Annotated in this window: 16 protein-coding genes and 1 CRISPR repeat array; of the genes, 9 read left to right on the plus strand and 7 right to left on the minus strand. The window is 59.2% G+C overall.

Annotated elements, in window-relative coordinates:
- Positions 1-42: 42 nt before the first annotated feature.
- From P8A25_RS07335 to P8A25_RS07350, 4 genes are all read left to right on the plus strand, one after another.
- Positions 43-2,586, plus strand: coding sequence for a hypothetical protein (locus P8A25_RS07335; protein ID WP_180976191.1), 2,544 nt, complete (start codon positions 43-45; stop codon positions 2,584-2,586).
- A 27-nt stretch (positions 2,587-2,613) separates the two neighbouring features.
- On the plus strand, positions 2,614-4,788 hold the full coding sequence (locus P8A25_RS07340) for a hypothetical protein (protein WP_102749346.1): 2,175 nt from the start codon (positions 2,614-2,616) through the stop codon (positions 4,786-4,788).
- A gap of 22 nt (positions 4,789-4,810) precedes the next feature.
- Positions 4,811-5,647, plus strand: a complete 837-nt coding sequence (locus P8A25_RS07345; RefSeq protein WP_102749347.1) for a hypothetical protein — start codon at positions 4,811-4,813, stop codon at positions 5,645-5,647.
- 149 nt (positions 5,648-5,796) lie between these two features.
- A CRISPR array of direct repeats spans positions 5,797-6,087; the repeat unit is 31 nt; unit sequence GTTTCAATTCACGCACCTGTGAAGGTGCGAC.
- 28 nt (positions 6,088-6,115) lie between these two features.
- Complete coding sequence (locus tag P8A25_RS07350; protein WP_146018213.1) at positions 6,116-6,487, plus strand: hypothetical protein; 372 nt, start codon at positions 6,116-6,118, stop codon at positions 6,485-6,487.
- Here P8A25_RS07350 and P8A25_RS07355 read toward each other — a convergent pair.
- The 5 genes from P8A25_RS07355 to P8A25_RS07375 form a co-directional block, all read right to left on the minus strand.
- Positions 6,468-8,045, minus strand: a complete 1,578-nt coding sequence (locus P8A25_RS07355; RefSeq protein WP_215442994.1) for a glycine--tRNA ligase — start codon at positions 8,043-8,045, stop codon at positions 6,468-6,470. The two genes, P8A25_RS07350 and P8A25_RS07355, sit on opposite strands and share 20 nt — an antisense overlap.
- An 84-nt stretch (positions 8,046-8,129) precedes the next feature.
- Positions 8,130-8,792: a YdcF family protein gene (locus P8A25_RS07360; protein WP_404838617.1), complete on the minus strand. Its 663-nt coding sequence runs from the start codon at positions 8,790-8,792 to the stop codon at positions 8,130-8,132.
- A 43-nt stretch (positions 8,793-8,835) separates the two neighbouring features.
- Positions 8,836-9,615 carry a type II CAAX prenyl endopeptidase Rce1 family protein gene (locus tag P8A25_RS07365; RefSeq protein ID WP_215442999.1) on the minus strand — a complete coding sequence of 260 codons (780 nt, stop codon included), beginning with the start codon at positions 9,613-9,615 and terminating at the stop codon, positions 8,836-8,838.
- A gap of 13 nt (positions 9,616-9,628) precedes the next feature.
- Positions 9,629-10,798 carry an aminotransferase class I/II-fold pyridoxal phosphate-dependent enzyme gene (locus P8A25_RS07370; protein WP_215443006.1) on the minus strand — a complete coding sequence of 390 codons (1,170 nt, stop codon included), beginning with the start codon at positions 10,796-10,798 and terminating at the stop codon, positions 9,629-9,631.
- A gap of 27 nt (positions 10,799-10,825) precedes the next feature.
- Positions 10,826-11,311, minus strand: a complete 486-nt coding sequence (locus tag P8A25_RS07375; RefSeq protein WP_215443008.1) for an Lrp/AsnC family transcriptional regulator — start codon at positions 11,309-11,311, stop codon at positions 10,826-10,828.
- Positions 11,312-11,614: 303 nt separating this feature from the next.
- Here P8A25_RS07375 and P8A25_RS07380 point away from each other — a divergent pair, with 303 nt between their 5' ends.
- Entirely contained in the window at positions 11,615-15,130 is a 3,516-nt protein-coding gene (locus P8A25_RS07380; protein WP_022398057.1) for a DEAD/DEAH box helicase, read from the plus strand.
- 147 nt (positions 15,131-15,277) lie between these two features.
- On the opposite strand, the gene P8A25_RS07385 is transcribed toward P8A25_RS07380, so the two are convergent.
- Both P8A25_RS07385 and P8A25_RS07390 read right to left on the minus strand, forming a co-directional pair.
- Entirely contained in the window at positions 15,278-15,655 is a 378-nt protein-coding gene (locus tag P8A25_RS07385; RefSeq protein ID WP_102721718.1) for an ApaG domain, read from the minus strand.
- 18 nt (positions 15,656-15,673) lie between these two features.
- A complete protein-coding gene (locus tag P8A25_RS07390; RefSeq protein WP_102736636.1) occupies positions 15,674-16,573 on the minus strand; it encodes a hypothetical protein in 900 nt (299 codons plus the stop codon).
- Positions 16,574-16,708: 135 nt separating this feature from the next.
- Here P8A25_RS07390 and P8A25_RS07395 point away from each other — a divergent pair, with 135 nt between their 5' ends.
- The 4 genes from P8A25_RS07395 to P8A25_RS07410 all read left to right on the plus strand — a co-directional run bounded on the left by P8A25_RS07395 (position 16,709) and on the right by P8A25_RS07410 (position 20,470).
- The gene (locus P8A25_RS07395) at positions 16,709-18,226 is read left to right on the plus strand and encodes a cellulose synthase family protein (protein ID WP_022398060.1); all 1,518 of its coding nucleotides are present in this window, start codon (positions 16,709-16,711) and stop codon (positions 18,224-18,226) included.
- 10 nt (positions 18,227-18,236) lie between these two features.
- A complete protein-coding gene (locus P8A25_RS07400) occupies positions 18,237-19,094 on the plus strand; it encodes a L,D-transpeptidase (protein ID WP_215443017.1) in 858 nt (285 codons plus the stop codon).
- Positions 19,095-19,206: 112 nt separating this feature from the next.
- Positions 19,207-19,764, plus strand: coding sequence for a YqgE/AlgH family protein (locus tag P8A25_RS07405; RefSeq protein ID WP_180971053.1), 558 nt, complete (start codon positions 19,207-19,209; stop codon positions 19,762-19,764).
- A gap of 10 nt (positions 19,765-19,774) precedes the next feature.
- Entirely contained in the window at positions 19,775-20,470 is a 696-nt protein-coding gene (locus tag P8A25_RS07410) for a YggS family pyridoxal phosphate-dependent enzyme (protein WP_102731050.1), read from the plus strand.
- Positions 20,471-20,552 lie beyond the last annotated feature (82 nt).

The following is a 20,552-nucleotide window of genomic DNA, read 5'->3' on the forward strand; positions in this document are numbered from 1 at the left end:
TCTATTAACTTTTAACTATTAACTAATAACTATCATATCACCATGGCAGACAAGGATTACAAGGTACAGGTAGGTGTGGAGGCCAAGGCCGACACGCGAGGACTGGATCAAGTCAACAAGGGACTCGACAAGGTCCGCAAGACGGCACACCAGGTCAACGAGGAGCTGGGCGACAAGGAGGTCGCCACCAACCTGGAGGAGGTGACCGATGCCGCTGAGGAGACTGCCGATGCCCTGGACAAGACCAGTGACGCTGCAGAGGGTGTGCAGGAGGCCGTCAGTCAGGTTGGCCAGGAGGCCAAGACCACCGGCAATGAGATGGACAAGGCCGGCAGCAAGGGAGAAGAGGCCGGGCGCAAAATGGAGAGGGGAGCTAGGAGAGCGGCGTCCGGATTGGGTAACCTCAAGAGCAAGGTACAGGCGACGTTTAACATCCCTACCGAGCTGGAGGCTGCCTACAACCGGGGGGTGGCGTGGGGCAAAGCCATCCTGGATGCCTGGGATAAATACATTGAGGGCGTGGACAAGGCCGCTGTCAAGCGGGCGCGGGAGCTTAAGGACCGGCTGGCCACCGAGGCCGCCACCCGCGAGCAGGCTTATACCGATGCGCTGACCAACGCCAAGCGAGAGCGCATCTATGACGAGGAGCAGCGCAGGATCACGGCCATCAATGACCTCTACACCCAGCGCCTCCAGCTCATCGGCCAGCTGGCCGTCAACCGCACGGCGGAGGTGGATCATGTCGAGGCCCTCCGTCAAAAGGAGCTGGAGCTGCAGCGTACCATCGTCAAGACCCGCGAGATCAGGGGGGAAATCAGTAAAGAAACGGCCGCCGCCCTGATGGCCGACCTGGACGCCTCCGAGGCCAAGTCCGCTGCCAAGTCTCGTGAGGATCGTCAGCAGATCATGCTGGATGCAGCCATCCAGGCACGCGATGAAACGGCCAAACAGGTGGCCCAGATCAAGGCTGAGCAGGAGCAGGCGGCCAAGTCGCCTTATGCGGGTGTGACTCCGGATGGATATCGCACACTCAAGCGACGGGAGGAGGTGCTTGACAAGGCGCATCAGGAGGCCAAGGACCTCCTGCCGCAGAAACAGAAATTAGAACAGGAAAAACAACGCCTCGAAAAAAGTATTAGCCTACTCGAAAAGACGCAGGAACTTAACAAGCAGCAACGGATGAATCCGTTGCTGGGGGCGGAAAATGCCATCTATGAGACGGAGCGCAGATTACAGGCAGACCGTGCCCGATTGGAGCGCATCAATAAAGAGTTGGGCACAGCCAACATTGCTATTGCCAAAGACAAATCCCAGCAAGCAGAGCGTCAGCTTGTTGAAGATAAAATAGATGCCATTGAGGACTATTACCGCACTAGCAATCCTCTCAAGTCGTACTCGGCTAACAACGATGGTGCAGAGAAGATGAAGAATGATATCGCCGCAGATATTGCAGCTCAGGAAGCCAAACAAAAAGATATCAAGGACCGTCTCAAGGAAAAAGAAAACCAGCTCAAGCTGGACGAGGCCAACGTCACTACTCAGCAGCAGATACTGCAGTACCAGCGTGAGATCAACTCCAAGGAGGCTACCATCGCCGCCGCCAAGGCGGATCAGGCCAGCGCCGTGGCTGCCGACGAGCGTCGGCAAAAGGACCTCGCCGAACTGGCCAGCCAGCGCAAGGGCGTCCAGGAGCGCTGGCGCGAGCACTACGACAAGCTCACTGCCAGCCAGGATTACAAGGAGCGTGAGACTCCCAGGCTCAAGCGGCTGCTGACCCAGGGGCAGCACATGGCCGATGCCGGCTACATGTCCGAGCAGGACGCCGTGCGCCTGGGACAGATGCGCGACGAGGCCCTCAAGGGGTTGCCCAGGGAGCTGCGGGCCAAGGTCAAGTGGATGGTGGACGACATGATCAAGGGATACTCCAGAGCCGCGTCCGGAGAGAGAGAGTTGTTGACTCCCCTGGAGCGCAAGGACCTGGAGGCGAGTCGCTACAAGGCCAAGCTGGACGGCCTCTCCGACATTACGCCCAGCCTGCCCAAGGATGGGGCCGCCAGCAAGATTGTGGCGATCCTCAAGGATGTGGCCAAGTACGGCATCCTCAATGAGGCCACCGTCAAGCGGCTCCAGTCCCTGTCCATGCGTATCAACGGAGACGATGCCGCCGGGCAGCGTGTCGTCTCCCTGGTCAAGGAGCTGGTCCAGGGCGAGCTGGGCCGGATATTGATGACCATGTCCAGGCCTCAGCCGGTCAAGCCCCGCCGCGTTACTCCGGAGGGCCGCGACCTGGACGCGGAGGATGCGGTGCGCACGCGTATCCGGGCCGGAGCCCAGGCGCCACAACCTCCTCCGCATCCTGCTCCCCAGCCTGCAGCAGGCCAGGACTACAGCTCCATGATCGGCGAGTTTACCCGGCAGATGTTTGGTCAGAGCGACACCTCTGGCCGTATCCTGGATGTCATGCAGCAGTTTGTCACCATCGCCAAGCAGGCGGCCGATAACTCCTCCCGGCACAACGACCGTTTGAGCACGATTGAGCGGGAGGTGGCAGCCCTCAAATCCCGTGAGCAGTACGGTCGCCATTAACCCCTATCCATCACCGATTGATCCTCCATGCACGTCATTGAGCTAACAGGCAGCGCCATCAAAGGAGCCAAGTATGACTGGCGCAATTTTACGGCCGCCAAGGTATCTTGGCTGCAGCTGGCCCGCGACCAGGACGAGCCGGCTCCCTATGCCTACCTGGATGATGTGCGCGTAGTCTGGGACGGCGTCATCGTGCTACAGGGCACGATCCGCAAGTGCGCTCTGGAGCAGTCCGGCAATGCCTGGCGCTGGTCCATGGAGGCATGCGATATCCTCCAACCCCTGGAGGCGGCCTTGTGTTTCAATCCTGGCGGTAAACTGAGCGGCGGCTTGTCTCCCTATGTCTCCGGAGGCGGGGGTGATGGCGTGGACGTGCCGCGCAAGATCAAGATCGCCAGCACGGTGCAGTGGCTGCTGGAGGATGCCCGCAAGTACGGACTGCTACCGGCAGACGTCGGCATTGAGGTGGCCGTATCTCCCACGGCCTGGATGTGGGACACTGCGTTGGGCTGTGACATGTATGCCGGGGTGTTGCGCAAGCTTCTGGGCGGCCGTCCTGGCATGGTGTGCTGGGTTGATTACTCCGGGGCCTCTCCCGTGATCAAGGTGGCTGACGGAGAGGAGTTGCCGGTGGCGACGCTGGACCGTGTGCGCGATCGGTTGTCCGGTATCAACCTGTCTCCCCGCCCGGACCTGGTGCCTCCGGCCGTGGGCGTCGTACTGACGGCCGGACGGCAGGCTTACCAGTCCCAAGTCTGGCCCAAGGGAGCTGACCTGCACCAGGAGGGATGTGTCACCATCCAGGTGGCGCTGTCCGGTGGCGCCACCTCCACCGGGGACGAGCCTCCGGTCAGCAGTGAGGACCCCGTCTGGGATTTTACCAAGCCGATTGTCGAGGTCAGGGGCGACAGGCTGCCCACGGGTACGGGGGCGGCCGACCTCAAGTGGTGGCAGTCCCAGGTGCCGGAGCTGGCCAAGGCGACTGGAGTAGGATTGGGGATCATCAAGCGGTCTCTGATAGCGGATGTAGAGGGCAGCGACCTGTCCAATTACTCCACCGATGATACGGCCCAGCGATATCGCCACGCGTCCGGTCAACTGTCCACCATCTGCAAGACCATTAAGTGGAGTTACATAGAGCTGCGCCAGGTCGTATACACCGACACCAAGCCTCCCAAGGGCACCGAGATGATCTTCACCAAGACCCGCAACTTTGGAGGCCGCGTCCGCTATTGGGGATGGCTCAAGTGGCGCGGGCGCACCATCAACAAGCAGCGCATGCGTTACCGGGCCAGCAAGTCCGGGGATGCCGGGGGGGATGACGGCAGCGATCCGCCCATCAGCGGCGGAGGCACACCGCCGTCATCCACGATGGAGTGGCCGGATTATACGTCCATCCTGCGGCAGTATTACGAGATCACCCGTCCGCTGCCCTGGGAGGGTGCGGTTACGTCCCTGCGCGCCCTCTGTCCGGCCGGGTTGGTGGGCCGCCGGCTCGCCCTGGAGGGCGCTCGCCGTGCGTACCGGGACATGGCTACCGTCGTCCAGGGAGTCTCAGTGGATTTAGCCGGCGAGACTACATCACTCACGACGGGCGTACCCTCTCACCTGTCCCTGCAGGACATGGTAGACCGCATCCAGCAGATGGCTGCCGACCAGCAGGAGCTGGACCAGGAGCAGCAGCAGGACAACCCGGTCCAGACATTGCAATATGACGACGAGGCCTACAAGTCACCGGATGCCCCGACCATCGGCCCGGAGGGCGGCATGGTATGGAGCGAGGCGCCGGAGCAGCCTCCCGCCTACGGCTATCAGGTCACCCTGGAGCGCGCCGAGGGCAGCGACGACATAACCGGCTGCCGAATTCGTCCGGGCAAGCTGATGCTCTCCGGCCGGTACATCGGTACGGTTCCCACGCCCAATAGCGGGGAGTGGTTTGCGTCCTCGTGCACGGCAGGCGAGATATGGCTGGACGTCAAATTCAGTGGTATGGGCAAGCTGACCGGCACCTCCATAGCTTACGAGCAGGGGGCGGTCAACCCCCTCCGCCTTCAGATGGAGGAGGGCGACCCCTCGGAGGTGTTTTCCTATTCCTTCCACTTGGCCACCATCCGGGACAAGGAGGTCATCCAGCACATGCTGGGCACCATCCAGGTGCCGGTCTACGGAGGCACTTTCTATCCATACGGCCCCGCCATCTAAATTTTACCCTATATATAATAGTATGATCAGGATTTTTATTTTTTCGTACTCCGGAGACGCCGACGAGGCAGCAGCTTGCGTGCGGTGCGCCCGGATGGCCGTACCCTATGCGAGCGTGACGGTGGTAGATGATGCAGCCAGTCCGGTACAGGAGGATATCGCAGATGCTCTCCGGTCCATGGGGGCGGACTACGTACAATCCACCTGGGAGCGCAACGGCAACCTGCGTGGCCCGGATTGTATCCGCGGCATGCTTTCCGAGATGTGCCGGGAGGCCGAGGATGACGATATCCTGGTCAAGATTGACTGTGACACGGCTCTCCTGGATGACGGCTGGCTGCGGTGGATGGAGTCCCGGCCATGGTGCCCGATGTATGCCTCTGGGGATTTTATCGACGGCTCCTGGAGGATTTACGGCTGTCTGTACGCCTTGCGCGGCTGGATGGCCAGACGTCTCTACCGGGAGATGGACTGGACGCTCCTGGACGATTCAGCGCCGGAGGACGTGACGATCGGCCGCGAGGTACTGGCCAGAGTGCCGGTGACATTGTGCCGGGTTGAGGAGCCGTGGCGACAACGATCTCCTTGGAGCGAGTGGACGGCCTGGTGCTGGCCTAGCAGGACGGTGAGAGCCGAGAGCTATGCGGCCAGGTTTGCGATGGTGACCACCGGTTCCCCTCGCATGGATGACCGGCCATCCAGCGAGCGGGCCAGAGTGATGCACCTGCTGGCCGACGCCAGGGAGCGGATGCTCCGGGAGGGAGTGGACAGGGAGGACGATGAGGCGGTGGATTGGGGTGAGCTTCTGGCCGCGTGTAAGGGTGAGGCAGAGTCTATGCAGACACCCTGCGCGGAGTAGGCAGACAGGCAAGTTATATCAGATACCTGTCATAGTTCTATCAGATGCCTTGGCGCGTTACACAACCTTCCAAAACGTGTCCCTTGGCACATCCACGCACCCGTGAGGGTGCGACTGAGCCAGCGGGGGAGCAATGATCAGCATCCGTTGTTTCAATTCACGCACCTGTGAAGGTGCGACGGCATATTATTTTTGGGTCTGATGTTCAAGGTTGGTTTCAATTCACGCACCTGTGAAGGTGCGACCGAAAGCGTCCAGACAGGCAACATGCTCGACCTGGTTTCAATTCACGCACCTGTGAAGGTGCGACATCCAACACGATGAAGAGCTTATTGCAGTGCTCGGTTTCAATTCACGCACCTGTGAAGGTGCGACCCGGGTTTGGTATGGCGGCGGTTCCGGCAATAACGTTTCAATTCACGCACCTGTGAAGGTGCGACGGCGGAAGGGGATATGCGTTGAAAGTTAGTGGTACAAATCGCTTTTTGCGCCAACCTCTTTCAGGATGCATATTCCTTACGCCTTATATTTTATTGGAGGGAATGTCAATCTGCTGATTTCAAGGACTTACAGGAATCGCCGATCTACCGGGGAATTCCTGTGAGCTTGGGGTTGGCGCAAACAGATCAGCGGTTCAGCATTCATTTTGGAATTGCTGATTCCCATCTGGTTCACCAACCTGTTTTTAATGCTAGATGGTCAGCGGCCTATCGTCCAGCAACTTTTTCCTTCTCTGCCATTCCGAAAACAAAAAGCCGCTCCATTCAATATGGAGCGGCCTTGAAGTGTTTTGCGGCATCAGCAGCCGCCAAAGGCGCCGTTAACGCACACGGGCAATGAGCCAGTGCAGCAAGTCCTTGATGGCGACGCGTTCCTGTTCCATGGAGTCGCGGTGGCGAATAGTTACCGTGTCCTTGAGGGAGGCATCGTTTTCTCCGAGGGTTTCAAAGTCCACCGTGATGCAGAAGGGGGTGCCCACTTCATCCTGGCGGCGGTAGCGGCGGCCAACAGCTCCCGTTTCATCATAGAATACGGGCATCCACGGCTGGAGCGTTTTTTCAATTTCTCGGGCGATGCGCACCTGTTCCTCGTTTTTCTTGAGCAGCGGGAAAATGGCGGCCTTGATGGGAGCCATCCGGGGCACAAAGCGGAGCACGGTACGGACGTCTTTCTTGCCCTTGTCATCCACCAATTCTTCTTCATCAAAGGCTTCACAGATGATGGCCAGAATGGTGCGGTCACACCCGGCGGAGGGTTCTACCACATGGGGAATGAATTTTTCCCGAGTTTCTTCGTCAAAGTATTCCAGCGGACGGCCGGAGCCTTTCTGGTGGCAGCTCAGGTCATAGTCCGTGCGGTAGGCAATGCCTTCCAGTTCCTGAATGCCGAACGGGAATTCATATTCCAGGTCGTAGGTTTTCTTGGAGTAGAAGGCGCGCTCACCGTCCGGAACATCCAGCAGATGAATGTGTTCACGCGGCACGCCTACTTCATCATAGAAGCTGAGGCGGTGTTCCAGCCATTCATCCACCAGGCGCAGGCCGTCTTCCGGACGGCAGAAGTATTCGATTTCCATTTGTTCGAATTCGCGGGAACGGAAGGTGAAGTTGCGCGGGTTGATTTCGTTGCGGAAGGATTTGCCTATTTGTGCAATCCCGAAGGGGAGCTTCACGCGGGAGCTGTCCAGAATGTTCTTGTACTGGCAGAAGATGGACTGGGCCGTTTCCGGGCGCAGCCAGCCGGTAGCATTGGGATCATTTTCATCGGAGGTGGCCCCGATGGTCGTTTTGAACATGAGGTTGAATTCGCGGGCTTCCGTCACCAGGGAACCGTTGGCGGGGTTGTACATGGTGGAGTCCGTAATGGGTTCCATGCGTTCTCCTTTAAGTTCCATTTCCTTGTGGGAGACGTCCTTGCCAGCCAGCTGGGCATAGTACTGGGCCGCAGTCTTGCGGGCCCTGTCCGCCTGTTTTTCAGAGTCCACCAGCACGGAGTATTCCTTTTCCACGCTCCAGGAGCCATCTTTTCTGGAGGCTCCGGTGTAGAAGAAGCCCGTGCCGCTCTGTGCCGGGATCTGGTCCGCGCGCAGGCGTTCCTTGGTCAGCAGGCAGTCGCACATCGGGTCGGAGAAGCTGCCCACGTGGCCGGAGGCGACCAGCACGGAGTTATGCGTCAGAATGGAGCCGTCCATCCCCACCATGTCGTCGCGTTCCTGCACGTTTTTACGCCACCAGTATTCCTTGAGGTTGCGCTTGAGTTCCACGCCCATGGGACCGTAGTCCCAGCAACCATTCAGCCCGCCATAGATTTCAGCTGCCTGGAAGATGAAGCCCCGCCTTTTGCAGAGGCTCACGATTTTCTCCATTCGGGCGGGATCTGTATTGGTTCTGTCTGCCATGATAAGATATATAGATTGGGTTGGCTATGCGGGTTGTATTGATGACCGCAATCAGCGGCCAGTGAAAGCAAAAAGCGTGTCTTCTCAAGAATCCCAGGGGAGGGGAACCCCCTTGAGCAGCTGGGAGTCATATCCGGCTTCCACCAGCGTGCGGAAGGCTTGCATCGCCTCCGGAGTTACGGGCTGTTCCGTGGAAAATCCCTGCCGGGGGTATTCCAGTATCCGTTGAAAGTCCCCCACCATGGCGGAGACAACCAGCTCCCGAGGCAGTTCCGGGGTCAAGTATTCCCGGAAGCTTACGGGAGGGGAACTGACTGCCACCCCGGGTTCCGGCCACTGGGCCTGGAGCGTAGCCAGGGTACGCCGCTCCATGTACGGTTTTTGCAGGGCAATGAGGGTGGCGGGCTCCGGAATGCCGGCCTTTTTCAGAATTTCCCGGGAAAAACGGACATTTTCCCCGGTGTTGGTGGATTTATTTTCAATGAGTATCCTGTCTTCCGGCACTCCCGCCTTCATGGCTGCCGCCGCAAAGAGTTCCGCCTCCGTCACGGCCCATTTCCCGGTGAACCGCCCCATCCCGCCGGAAAACAGGAGAAGAGGGGCCAGCTTCCGCTCATAGAGTTCCGCCGCATATTCCGCCACCCGGACGTCATTGCTGCCAAGGATAAAGATGAGGTCCGCCGGGCGCAGCTCCTGCTTCACATGGTGGTAGTCCCATAAAATTTCTATCGCTTCCTCCGGAGTCATCGGTCTTATGTACTCAAGAAGCCCTTCCCTGTAAACGCCGGATTCACCACAGGCCGTATTTGCCCCATTCCAGGGCGGCCCATCCCAGTAGCGCATTCGCCACCGCGTGCATGATGATGACGGCACACAGGTTTTTCTGCCACACGGCAAGGAGGTACGCCAGAGATCCGTAGATGAAGGCGCTGCAGTAGTCCACAGGCTGGTGCACGGCCATGAAGCAGAGGGTGGTCACCCAGTACGCTTTCCAGGTGTTGGTGCCGAAGGGCACTTTCCACGGATGGTCCAGGTTTACCATCAGGCGCATCAGGTACCCGCGCCAGAAGAGTTCCTCCACCAGCGCCACTACCACCACGGCCCGGAAGAAGCGCAGGGCCAGCGCCGCCAGCCAGCTCCAGGAGTCCGGGGAAAAGACAACGCCGGGATTAAATCCTTCCGGGCGCGCGTCAATTCCCAGCAGGTACCGGTACCATGGCCAGGAGGGATGGCCGAACCATGCGTCCGGACCGCCCGACAGGCGGTCCGCCGCCATCGTGGGGGCCAGCCAGCACAGGATACCCAGCACGCCAAAGAGGATGCCCCACGCAGCGGGTTTCCATTTCCAGTCCCAGTCAATGGCCTTTCTCCACCAGATGACCAGAGCAAAGCAGACGATGGCCTGCACGGGGTACAGCCATTGTTCCGGCGCCCTTCTCCACCAGGCGGCGGCTGGGTGGTCCCATTCCAGGAACGGGGCGCCAAACTGCCACAGAAGGGTAAAGCCCATGAACACCGCAAACGGCGCTACGTACGCCCTTGTTTTCAGGGCCTCCGGGACGGAGTTCATGGACGCGGAGGGGTCAGGAGAGAGTTTTCACGAAACGCTCCATGCGGTTGCAGGCTTCCTTGATCTGGTCAAAGGCGGTCGCATAGCAGCAACGCAGGAAGCCTTCCCCGCTTGCACCGAAAGCGGTACCGGGCACGGCGGCCACCTGCTCTTCCATCAGCAGGCGCGTGGCGAATTCCTTGCTGGAAAGGCCGAATTTGGAGATGTCCGGGAAGGCGTAGAATGCGCCGCCGGGCAAATGGCAGTCCAAGCCTATTTCGTTGAAGCGCTTCACCAGGAAGTCGCGCCGCTGGCGGTAGCTTTCCCTCATTTTCATCATGGCGGAGGTTCCGTTTTGCAATGCTTCAATGGCCGCTTCCTGGGAGGTGATAGGAGCGCAGAGCATGGAGTACTGGTGAATTTTCATCATGGCGGAGATGAGCGGCTCCGGTCCGCAGGCATAGCCCAGGCGGAAGCCCGTCATGGCAAACGCCTTGGAAAAGCCGTGCAGCAGCAGGGTGCGTTCCCTCATCCCAGGCAGTGAGGCTATCGAAACGTGCGGCTTGCCGTCGTAGCGCAGCTCGCTGTAGATTTCATCCGTCAGCACGATGAGATCGTGCTTGATGCAGATGCGGGCAATTTCCTGAAGGGTTTCCACAGGGGCCACGGCCCCGGTCGGATTGGTGGGGAAATTGAGCATCAGCACCTTGGTCCGGGGCGTAATGGAGGCTTCCAGCACGGCCGGATTCAGGGCAAACATATCCTGCTTGCTCGTAGGCACGGCGGTAGCCACGCCATAGGCCATGTTCACGCTGGGAGCGTAGGAGACGTAGCAGGGTTCGTGGTAAAGCACCTCGTCCCCAGGATTCAGCACGGCGCGCAGAGCCAGGTCAATGGCTTCGCTGACGCCCACCGTCACCAGCACTTCATGCAGAGGGTCGTATTTTACATGGAAGAAGCCTTCCACATATTTGACGATGGAACGGCGCAGGGATTCCAGCCCGTAGTTGGAGGTGTAGGAAGTGTGCCCTTTTTCCAGGGAGTAAATGGCCGCCTCGCGGATGTTCCACGGCGTGACGAAGTCCGGTTCCCCCACGCCCAGCGAGATGATATCCGTCCGGCCTGTGACCAGGTCAAAGAATTCCCGGATGCCGGAACGGGGAATGGAGCCTACCTGCTCCGCTATTTTGTTCTGCCAGTTCATTAATGGTTCCTTTCCGACGGCAGGGGATTACGGAGCAACAACCAGGCGTTCGGCCTGCACGGGGGCCTCGAACACACAGCCGTTTTTCTTGTAGGTTTTCAGGTGGAAGTGCGTGGAGGTGGACAGAACCCCTTCCAGCGTGGACAGTTTTTCCGCCACAAACCGGGCGATGTCCCGCATGCTTTTTCCTTCCACCAGCACCAGCAGGTCAAAGCCGCCGCTCGCCAGATAGCAGGAGGAGACTTCGTCAAAACGGGAGATGCGCATCGCCAGGCGGTCAAAGCCGCCATCGCGTTCGGGCGTCATTTTTACTTCAATGAAGGCCGCTACCCTGCTGTCGTGTTCGTATTCCTCATTTACTACCGCCTGGTAGCCCAGAATCACGCCTTCCTTTTCCCACTGCTCCCGCTGGGCTCGAACGGCTTCTTCAGTCATGTCAAGACGTTCGGCCAATTCGCCATCGCTCAAGCGGGCTTGAGTCGCCAGTAACTGTAGAAGTGATGCAGTGGACATAAAATTTCAGGCATAAAAGACCCTTTTATAGCGAACGTGTCAAGAACACATATTACGCAAGGCTGACATCCGTTCTTTCCAACATAATAAAATACGTTCTTTTTCTTCAAAAAACAGCCGCCGTTCCGAGAATATAATGCTATTGCCTTCAATAAGATAACCATTATTTCAAACATCCGTTGGAATTATTTTCAGAGAATAGTTGCTCTAATCCGCCTTTTGTGCCATAGTAAAGTGCATAGACCTGTAGCGTCCCTTTACAAGGAACGCTTGTTTCCAATTTTTATATGACAGTCTGATATTATGAGCATGGCACTTAACCCGGATAGGGCTACCCTGAACTTTCTCAATGCCTTTCCGGAAGAAATCCGTCTGCGCGGCGAGAAGCTCCAGAAAGACGGAGCGGTTACGCAAATCTTTGGCAATCATTTGTATATTCAGGGCCGTGTGGAAGATGCGCACGGCGTACACCGCGTGAACCTCCGCCTCCAGGGCAACAGGTGGTTCGGGGCTTGCTCCACGGAAGACGAGGATCTGGCCGGAGCGGCCATGTACGCCGCCATGCTGGAACGCATGTACCGCGGCCAGGATCTTCCGGAGTCCCCGAACGAACTTAACGACGTTCCCCTGCTGGATATTCTGGAAGAGAAGCTGGGCCGCGAACTGGATGACAAGGAAGCGGATTACGTCAGCAAGCTGGAGAAGCGCTACCGCCGTTTCGCCATTGAGCAGGAAATCCATGACCATGACATGGTGCGCCTGAATCCCCGCTGGGAAATCGTCAGCTATGACCCGCTGGAACTGTGGCCCGTGCCTCCCACGAACATCCTTGAATTCTGGAATTACATCGCCTACGCCTTCAACAAGAGGCGCCTGCCCTACCCGGAATTCATGGAATCCATCACGGACCTGGAAAAAGTTCAGCGCAAGATTCACGAATGGGAGCGTTCCCGTGAAGTAGGCACTTGGTATGACCGCATCCAGTCCGTGAATGAACGGCCCCCGCAGCCGCCCCGCGGAGAGCTGTTCATGAGGCTCGTTTCCACCATCAACGAGGGCCATTTCGAATACCGCCATTCCCTGAAGCAGGACTGGATTCCCGTCCGGGAAAAGCAGGATTTGGAACATCTGGAAAACCTGCATGAACGCGCTGCCGTGCGCATGGATGCCCAGACGGAAATCCTCCTTGTATCCCTGTCCGATTACGCCCGTGCGGAAGACGCCCTGACGCTGGACCTGGACCAGGAAGCCGCGTGCGCCCTGATGAACAAGCTTTTCCACCAGCCCGCCCTGAAAGGCTACCTGGTGAACCTGGATGAAAATTATTTCAAGGTGGTGGACGAACCGCTCAAGTGGATTTGCCAGGACGACCCCATTGAGCCGGACTGCTACGCCCTCCAGCTCGCCACGTCCACCGGCATCAACGTCTCCCACTCCGTCCGCCAGCTTCCCGGCCAGCAGGAGCTGTACCAGTCTGACGAAACCGTGTTCCCGGGTCCCCCCCGCTGGCTGGAGAGCACGGAAGTGGAACCCCGCTATTCCATTCCCAAGCAGGTCATCGACAGCCTTGAAGGGGTGGAGTTCCTCCGTAAGATCGGCGCTTCCCTTCCCCCCAGCATGGAGGACCGCGTGGTGGACATCGACCTGCGCGGCACCTTTGACATGAAGATCGTCCGCGGCCTCACCTCCGCGGAAACGGAACACGTGCTTTGTGAAGTAAGCGCCAGGGACGCTTCCGGCTACCGCACGGAAAAACTCGGAAAGGACGGCTGGGACGTCGCTCACCAGGAGCCCATGAAAAACAAGGCCCTGCTGCGCTTCATCCGGGAGCACCTCTATCCCATTCCCGGCCTGCTGGAAGAAATGGGCTTCTCCTATGATCCCCAGGTGGGCGCTTTCAAGGCCCGCGTTACCCGGCAGTTCCCTGAAAAATTTGCGGAGTGGGCCAAGCAGCTCCCGGAAGAGCTGACCGTCAATATGGATGACAAGCTCAAGACACTGCTGGCGGACCCGGTGGCCGCCGCCGTGCGGTTTGAAGTAGTTAACCAGGAGATTGACTGGTTTGACCTCCGCATCGTCATTGACGTGGAAGGCGTCCAGCTTTCCAAGGAACAAATCCGCGCCCTGGTCGCCGCCAGAGGCGGCTACGTCCGCATGGACGACGGAGGCTGGATGCGCCTGGAAATCAAGCTGGACAACGACCAGCGCGACGCCGTCACCCGCCTGGGCCTGGACCCCTTCGACCTCTCCGGGGAAACCCACCGCATGCACGCCATGCAGCTAGCGGACCCGAAGGCCGCGGAAGTGTTCGACCCGAAGGCCTGGAAACGCATCAAGGACCGCACCGCGGAAATCAAGATCGATGTCAAGCCGGACGTCCCCTCCCAGCTCCAGGCCACCCTGCGCCCGTACCAGGTGGACGGCTTCCACTTCCTGGCCTATCTGGCCACGAACGGCTTCGGCGGCATTCTGGCGGACGACATGGGTTTGGGCAAAACCATCCAATCCATCACTTACGTGCTCTGGCTGCGTGAGGAATTCGCGCGCAAAAACAAATCCAAGAAGAAAATCGCCGTTCCTCCGGTACTCATCGTCTGCCCCAAGTCCGTGCTGGATGTCTGGGCTGGGGAAACGGAGAAATTCGCTCCCGGCGTGCGCGTACTCGTCATCCGCAGCAAGGATCAGGCCAATTTGGACGACATCCGGAAGAATTACGATATGGTCGTGGTCAACTACGCCCAGCTCCGCGTCTGCGGAGAAACCCTGAACCAGATCAAGTGGCTCACGGTCATCCTGGACGAAGGCCAGCAGATCAAGAACCCGGATTCCAAGGCCGCCAAGGCCGCCCGTGAAATCGTCTCCTACAACCGCCTGGTCCTTTCCGGCACGCCCATTGAAAACCGCCTGCTGGACATGTGGTCCCTCATGGCCTTCTCCATGCCCGGCGTTCTCGGTTCCCGTTCCTACTTCAAGAAGCGCTTTGACAAGCGCAAGGACCCGCAGAGCCAGAACCGCCTGGCCGCGCGCCTGAAACCCTTCCTGCTGCGCCGCACCAAATCACAGGTGGCGAAGGACCTGCCCCCCAGGACGGAAGAAGAAGTGTACGCCAAGATGGAAGGCATCCAGAGCCAGCTGTACAAGGCGGAACTCCGCCGTATCCAGCAGGCCCTGCTCGGCCTGGATTCGGACGAATCCGTCAAGAAAAACAGCTTCGCCATTCTGCAGGGCCTCATGCGCCTGCGCCAGATCTGCTGCCACCCCGGCCTGGTGGACCCCAAGTACGCCAAGGAAGACAGCGCCAAGATGACCGCCCTGTTCTACCTGCTGGACCAGCTCCGGGAGGAAGGGCACAAGGTGCTCGTCTTCTCCCAATTCGTCTCCATGCTGGAAATTATCAAGAACCGGCTGGAAGCGGAAAACAGGCCGCTTAACTACCTTACCGGCCAGACCAAGGACCGCCGCGGGGAAATTGAAAAATTCCAGACTACCAAGGACCCGTCCGTCTTCCTGCTCTCCCTGAAAGCGGGGGGCGCCGGCCTCAACCTTACTTCCGCCTCCTACGTGGTCCTGTATGACCCGTGGTGGAACCCGGCCGTGGAAAGCCAGGCTATTGACCGTACGCACCGCATCGGCCAGAAGAACAAGGTGATCGCCTACCGCCTGCTGACGAAGGACTCCGTGGAAGAAAAAATCCGCATCCTCCAGCATCAGAAGAACCAGCTCGTCGCCAACGTGCTGGGTGACGAGGGCTTCACCTCCAGCCTGGGCATTGACGACCTGAACTTCATCCTCAACCACGGGGATGACGAAGAAGGCTAAGCCGATGGCAGTGAGTAGAGAGTAGTGAATAGAGATTAATTATTTCAACTTCCGGACATTGGTCCGCTCATTCTTTCCCTACTCTCTGATCTCTCATCATTAATCGCTATAAAAAAACCCTGCAATTTCATGCAGGGCTTTTTTATTTCACCATTTAAGGCTGACAGGGTCCGTATGATAAAGAATCCCGGCCTCGTCACGCACAAGAAGAGTTAACTGGATGCGCGCAGGAAGACGCAGCATCTGGAGGCCGTTGAACGCAAATATCTGCCCCTGGCACAACAGAGGGCGGGAACCGAACAATTCATCCCCTTCAATCACCTGCGTGCCGTCTTCATGGGAACGGACGGTCCACTTTTTACCGATGATGCGCACGGCGCCTTCCCCCGTATTGCGGATGCTCACATTGTAGGGCACGGGAATGCGCCCGTCGTCACGGACCATCCGCTCCAGCTTTTCATCCCGTGAATACAGGCTGCGCGGCGTGAGCCGCACTTCCAGGCTGGTCAGGAGGGGGAGAACCATACGGGAGCCGGGGAGGAATTATGATTCCACGGGAGCCAGGGCCGCCTTCATCAGCTCCAGCGTCGTCTTGCGGATGGCTTCCACGCCCGCCTTGGTGGGCTTGGCGTCCGGAGCCAGCGTCATCTGCTCCTGCAAGGTCGTCAGAAGGTTCATGATTTTTGCAATGTCCCGGCGTTCCTTCATTTCCGGCTCCACCCCGTCCAGGATATAATGGAAGTATTCCGGCACGTCCGGCTGGAAGATGACCTTCGCCTTGTCCTCCGCAAACTTGTTATCCAGCGCCGCGGTAGCGGCATCCAGGGCGCGTATCCATCCTCCCAGGCCAATCAGGTTCGCCATGTCGGAATCCCGCAGGGAGGCAAGCTCCTGTTCCACGTCGGACTGAATCAGGGCCAGATTATTCTTGAAACTGCTCAAATCCCCGTCTTCCGCATTTTTCAGCAGGCTGGCGGCATGGCGGTTCACCCGTTCCCCGGCTCCGATGGCCTTCGCGTAGCTGGAGAGGTCCAGCGCAATGGGCTTCACCTCGTTCATCTTGCCGCACTGCACGATCACAAAGCCGTCCGCCATCATGCCGCCAAGCTGGAGAGCCAGGGAGCAGCGGTCCATGGGGGGGCGTTCGGGACGCGCGCGCAGCGCCACGTTCTCCGGAATTTCCGGCAACCCTTCCAGGTCTTCAAAAATCTTGCGGATGGACGGCGCGGTAAATTCGTTGATGCCCAGCTCCTCATTCATGTGGGAGTCGTCCAGCAGGCGTTCCGGAATGGCCGGCTGACCCTGCCTGTCCTGCTTGCCGGGCGGCGGCGTCTGCACATCCAGTACGGCTTCCTCCTTCTCCGGGGCGTTTTCCTTCGGGGCGGCAAACGCCATTCCCCCCGTGACGGATACAGCCGCTGCCAGCACATACAATCTCTTCATAACAACACTCAAAAAGGTTAAGCAAAACGGAATATGTCTTGACTCTCGCCCTATGGTGTCTTATATGGGCGTCACGTCAAGGAAATCCCCCCCGCCTGACGCAAAAAGATACCAAACACCCTTTGCAAGCCCCGCATGTCTTTAAATTACAATTTTATCTGGCTCCTGTGCTATCTTCTGGTTCTCGTCGGCCTGGCCGGATACGGCTTTCACCGCCTGAGCATCGTTTACCTGTACTGGAAGAACCGCAACAACAAGCCCCAGCCCAAGTCCCGCTTCCAGGAACTGCCCGTCGTTACGGTTCAGCTCCCCATGTTCAATGAGAAGTTCGTCGTGGACCGCCTTCTGGAATCCGTAGCCGCTCTGGATTATCCTCAGGACAAGCTGGAAATCCAGATTCTGGACGATTCCACGGACGACACCACGGAACAGTGCTACCGCAAGGTGGAGGAACTGAAGGCCCGCGGCTTTGACGCCGTCTGCATCCACCGCACGGACCGCACGGGCTTCAAGGCCGGCGCGCTGGAAGCGGCCACCAAGGTGGCCAAGGGCGAATTCCTGCTGATTCTGGACGCCGATTTCGTTCCGGAACCGGACCTTCTGCAAAAAACCATCCATTTCTTCACGGATGAAGGCGTGGGCCTCGTCCAGACCCGCTGGGGCCACATCAACCGGGAATACAACCTTCTCACCCGCGTGCAGGGCATGTACCTGGACGGCCACTTCGCCATGGAGCAGACGGCGCGCAACCGCTCCGGGCGTTTCTTCACCTTCAACGGCACCGCCGGCATGTGGCGCAAGTGCGTGATCGGGGATGCGGGCGGCTGGTCCCATGACACCCTGACGGAAGACATGGACCTTTCCTACCGCGTCCAGCTCAAGGGCTGGCGCTTCATTTACCTGAACGATGTCGTTACCCCGGCGGAACTCCCCGTGGACATGGACGGGTTCAAGTCCCAGCAGCACCGCTGGACCAAGGGCTCCATCCAGGTCTGCCAGAAAATCCTGCTGGACATCTGGCGCTCCAAGGCTCCCCTCAAGGCCAAGGTGGAGGCCACCACGCACCTTACCTGCAATTATTCCTACCTGCTCCTGGCCCTGCTCTGCTTCCTGGTGTACCCCATCTGCACCCAGCGCATTCCGGAAAATGAAACGGTCTTCATGTGGTTCGTGAACGTGGCCCTGTTCTTCATGACCAGCGTGGCCGTCTGCATCTTCTACATGAGCGCCCAGATCGTGGTGCGCCCCAAATCCTGGTGGAAGGAGCTGCCCTACCTGCCGCTTCTCCTCACGCTGAGCGTGGGCATGGCGGTCAACAACGCCAAGGCCGTTCTGGAAGCCATCTTCGGCCATCAGTCCGCCTTCGTCCGCACGCCCAAGTACGGGGTGGACCAGAAGGAAAACAGGCAGCATGTCTCCCAGCTCAAGCGCAACGGGTACAGGGCCATCAAGTCCGTCGTCATCCCCGTCCTGGAAATCGCCTGCGGCACCTTCTTCCTGAACCTGATCATCATCATGATCCGCCAGGGCCATTACCTTTCCCCCATCCTGATGATTCCCTTCCTGGGATTCTACTACACGGGGTTCTGCTCCCTGGGCCGCATGATCTCCAACCTGCTGCCCGCCAAGCAAACTGCCAAAGCCAAGAACTGACACCTTTCCCATGCCTGCGCCTCTCTCGCAAGCAGTACGCCTGATTCAACTCGCCGGCGCCGCCTTCGCGGTGTTCGGCGCCTTGGTATCCTGCTCCCGTCCGGACTACCAGCCCACCGCCATCGTCAAGGATGGCGTCGTCGTTAGCGTCAGGGACCAGAAAATGGCCGTCATGCGCAACGGACACGTCGTAAAAACCTACCCCATCAGCACTTCCAAATTCGGTCTGGGCGACAGGAAGGGGAGCTGCCGCACTCCGCTGGGCGCCCACCGCATCGCCTCCAAGATCGGCACCGGACAGCCCAAGGGCATGGTGTTTAAAAGCCGCAAGCCCACCGGGGAATGCGTGGCCCCCAATTCTCCGGGCCGCGACCCCATTGTCACCCGCATCATGTGGCTGGAAGGGCTGGAAGGCCGCAACCGGAATGCCCACTCCCGCCTGATTTACATCCACGGAACGGCGGAAGAACGCACCATCGGCACGCCCGCTTCCTACGGCTGCGTGCGAATGAAAAGCAATGACGTGTACGAAGCCTTCAACCTGCTCCGGACCGGGGATCCCGTCGTGATCGAACGCTGCTCCATAGACGCTTCCCTGAAAGCTCTGGCCCAGGCGGAAAAAACGCAGGATTCCTCCCTGCTGGTCATGGCTTCCGCACCGTCTCTCATGGAGAATGCCAACACGGCTTCCATCATTTCCCACCGCCGCCGGGCATCCCGTCCTCCCGCCGTAGCCCTTTCCCGCAAGCAGACCGCGGCCGCCGGGAAGAAAGCCTCTCCCCACAAGCGGACGGCAGTCCGCAAGACAGTGAAGAGCTCCAAAGCCGCCGCCCGTTCCGCCAGGGGGACCCGTTACACCCTCGGCTGAACCGACCTTCCCCGCCATTCTTCCGGCATTCCCGTTCCTCCGCCTCCTGACATGGCTGTTTGAACGCATGGTTGCCTGCGTCCGTCACATTTGTTAACGTAGACTTATGGCCATGATGGAACATGAAGATATCAGCAATGAAAACCTGGCGGGCCACCTTCTGGTTTCCGCCCCCTATCTGGACGGCGGCGGCTTTTACCACTCCGTGATTTTTCTGAGCCGGGTGGAGGAGGAATTCGTCATAGGCCACATCCTGAACCATCCGGCCGGCATGAACGTGGGAGAAGTGGCGCGCCATACGGACATTCCGGAATCCCTTTACCCCGTTCCCATCTTCAAGGGTGGCCCCGTGGAGCGCAACCAGCTCATTTTCGCCGCCTTCGTCCGGACGGAGGACAAATTGCGCGTCCAGTTCCATCTACAGGAGGAACAGGCCCTGGAATACATTGAGGATCCCCACGCCATCCTGCGCGCCTACGTGGGCCACAGCGCCTGGACGCCCTCCCAGTTGCGCCGGGAGCTGAACGACCGCGCCTGGTACGTCTCCCCCACCGTGCCGGACATCTGCCTGGAGCCGGACTCCTCCAAGGTATGGGCCATGGCCATGCGGCGCCTCTCCCCCCTGCACCACATCATGAGCCACGCGCCCGCACAGCCTTCCCTGAATTGAACCATCCATCATGAGCATCCAACAGAATCTGGAACACATTCTCTCCCGCATCCGCTCCGCGGAACTCCGTGCCGGGCGTCCGGCGGGGTGCGCCCGCCTCGTCGCCGTCAGCAAAACCTTTCCTGCGGATGACGTGAAGGCGTGCTACGATGCGGGCCAGCGCATTTTCGGAGAAAACAGGGTTCAGGAGGCCCTGGGAAAAATCCCCGCTCTTCCTCCGGATACGGAATGGCACCTCATCGGCCCCCTGCAGCGCAACAAGGTGCGCAAGGCCCTGGAACATTTCACGCTGATCCACGCCGTGGACTCCCTGCGCCTGGCGCAGTTCATGGACGCCGTAGCGCAGGAGACGGGCAAACGCCCCCGCATCCTGCTGGAAGTGAACGTAGGGGATGAAGACAGCAAATTCGGCTTTTCCCCGGAGAGTCTGGAACGGGAATGGCCGGAACTGGCCGCGCTGGACCACCTTGAAATAGCCGGCCTCATGTGCATCCCTCCCCCGGTGGAAAATCCGGACGAAGCGCGTCCTTATTTCCGCCGCCTCCGGGAGCTGAAGGAAACCCTGGCCGGCAAGGGGGGAGCCCCGCTGACGGAGCTTTCCATGGGCATGAGCCATGACTTTGAAACGGCTGTGGAGGAGGGCGCCACCCTCGTCCGCGTGGGCACCGCCATTTTCGGCGGCCGCTCCTATGCTCCGGCCCCGTGATTTTAGTTGGACAGAAGGAAAAGCGGCGTGTACGTTTGTTCCGGAATAACGGAACGGCCCGGACGGAGCCTTGATTTCAACA

The sequence above is a fragment of the Akkermansia sp. BCRC 18949 genome, from assembly GCF_045011645.1.
Taxonomy (GTDB): Bacteria; Verrucomicrobiota; Verrucomicrobiia; order Verrucomicrobiales; family Akkermansiaceae; genus Akkermansia; species Akkermansia massiliensis.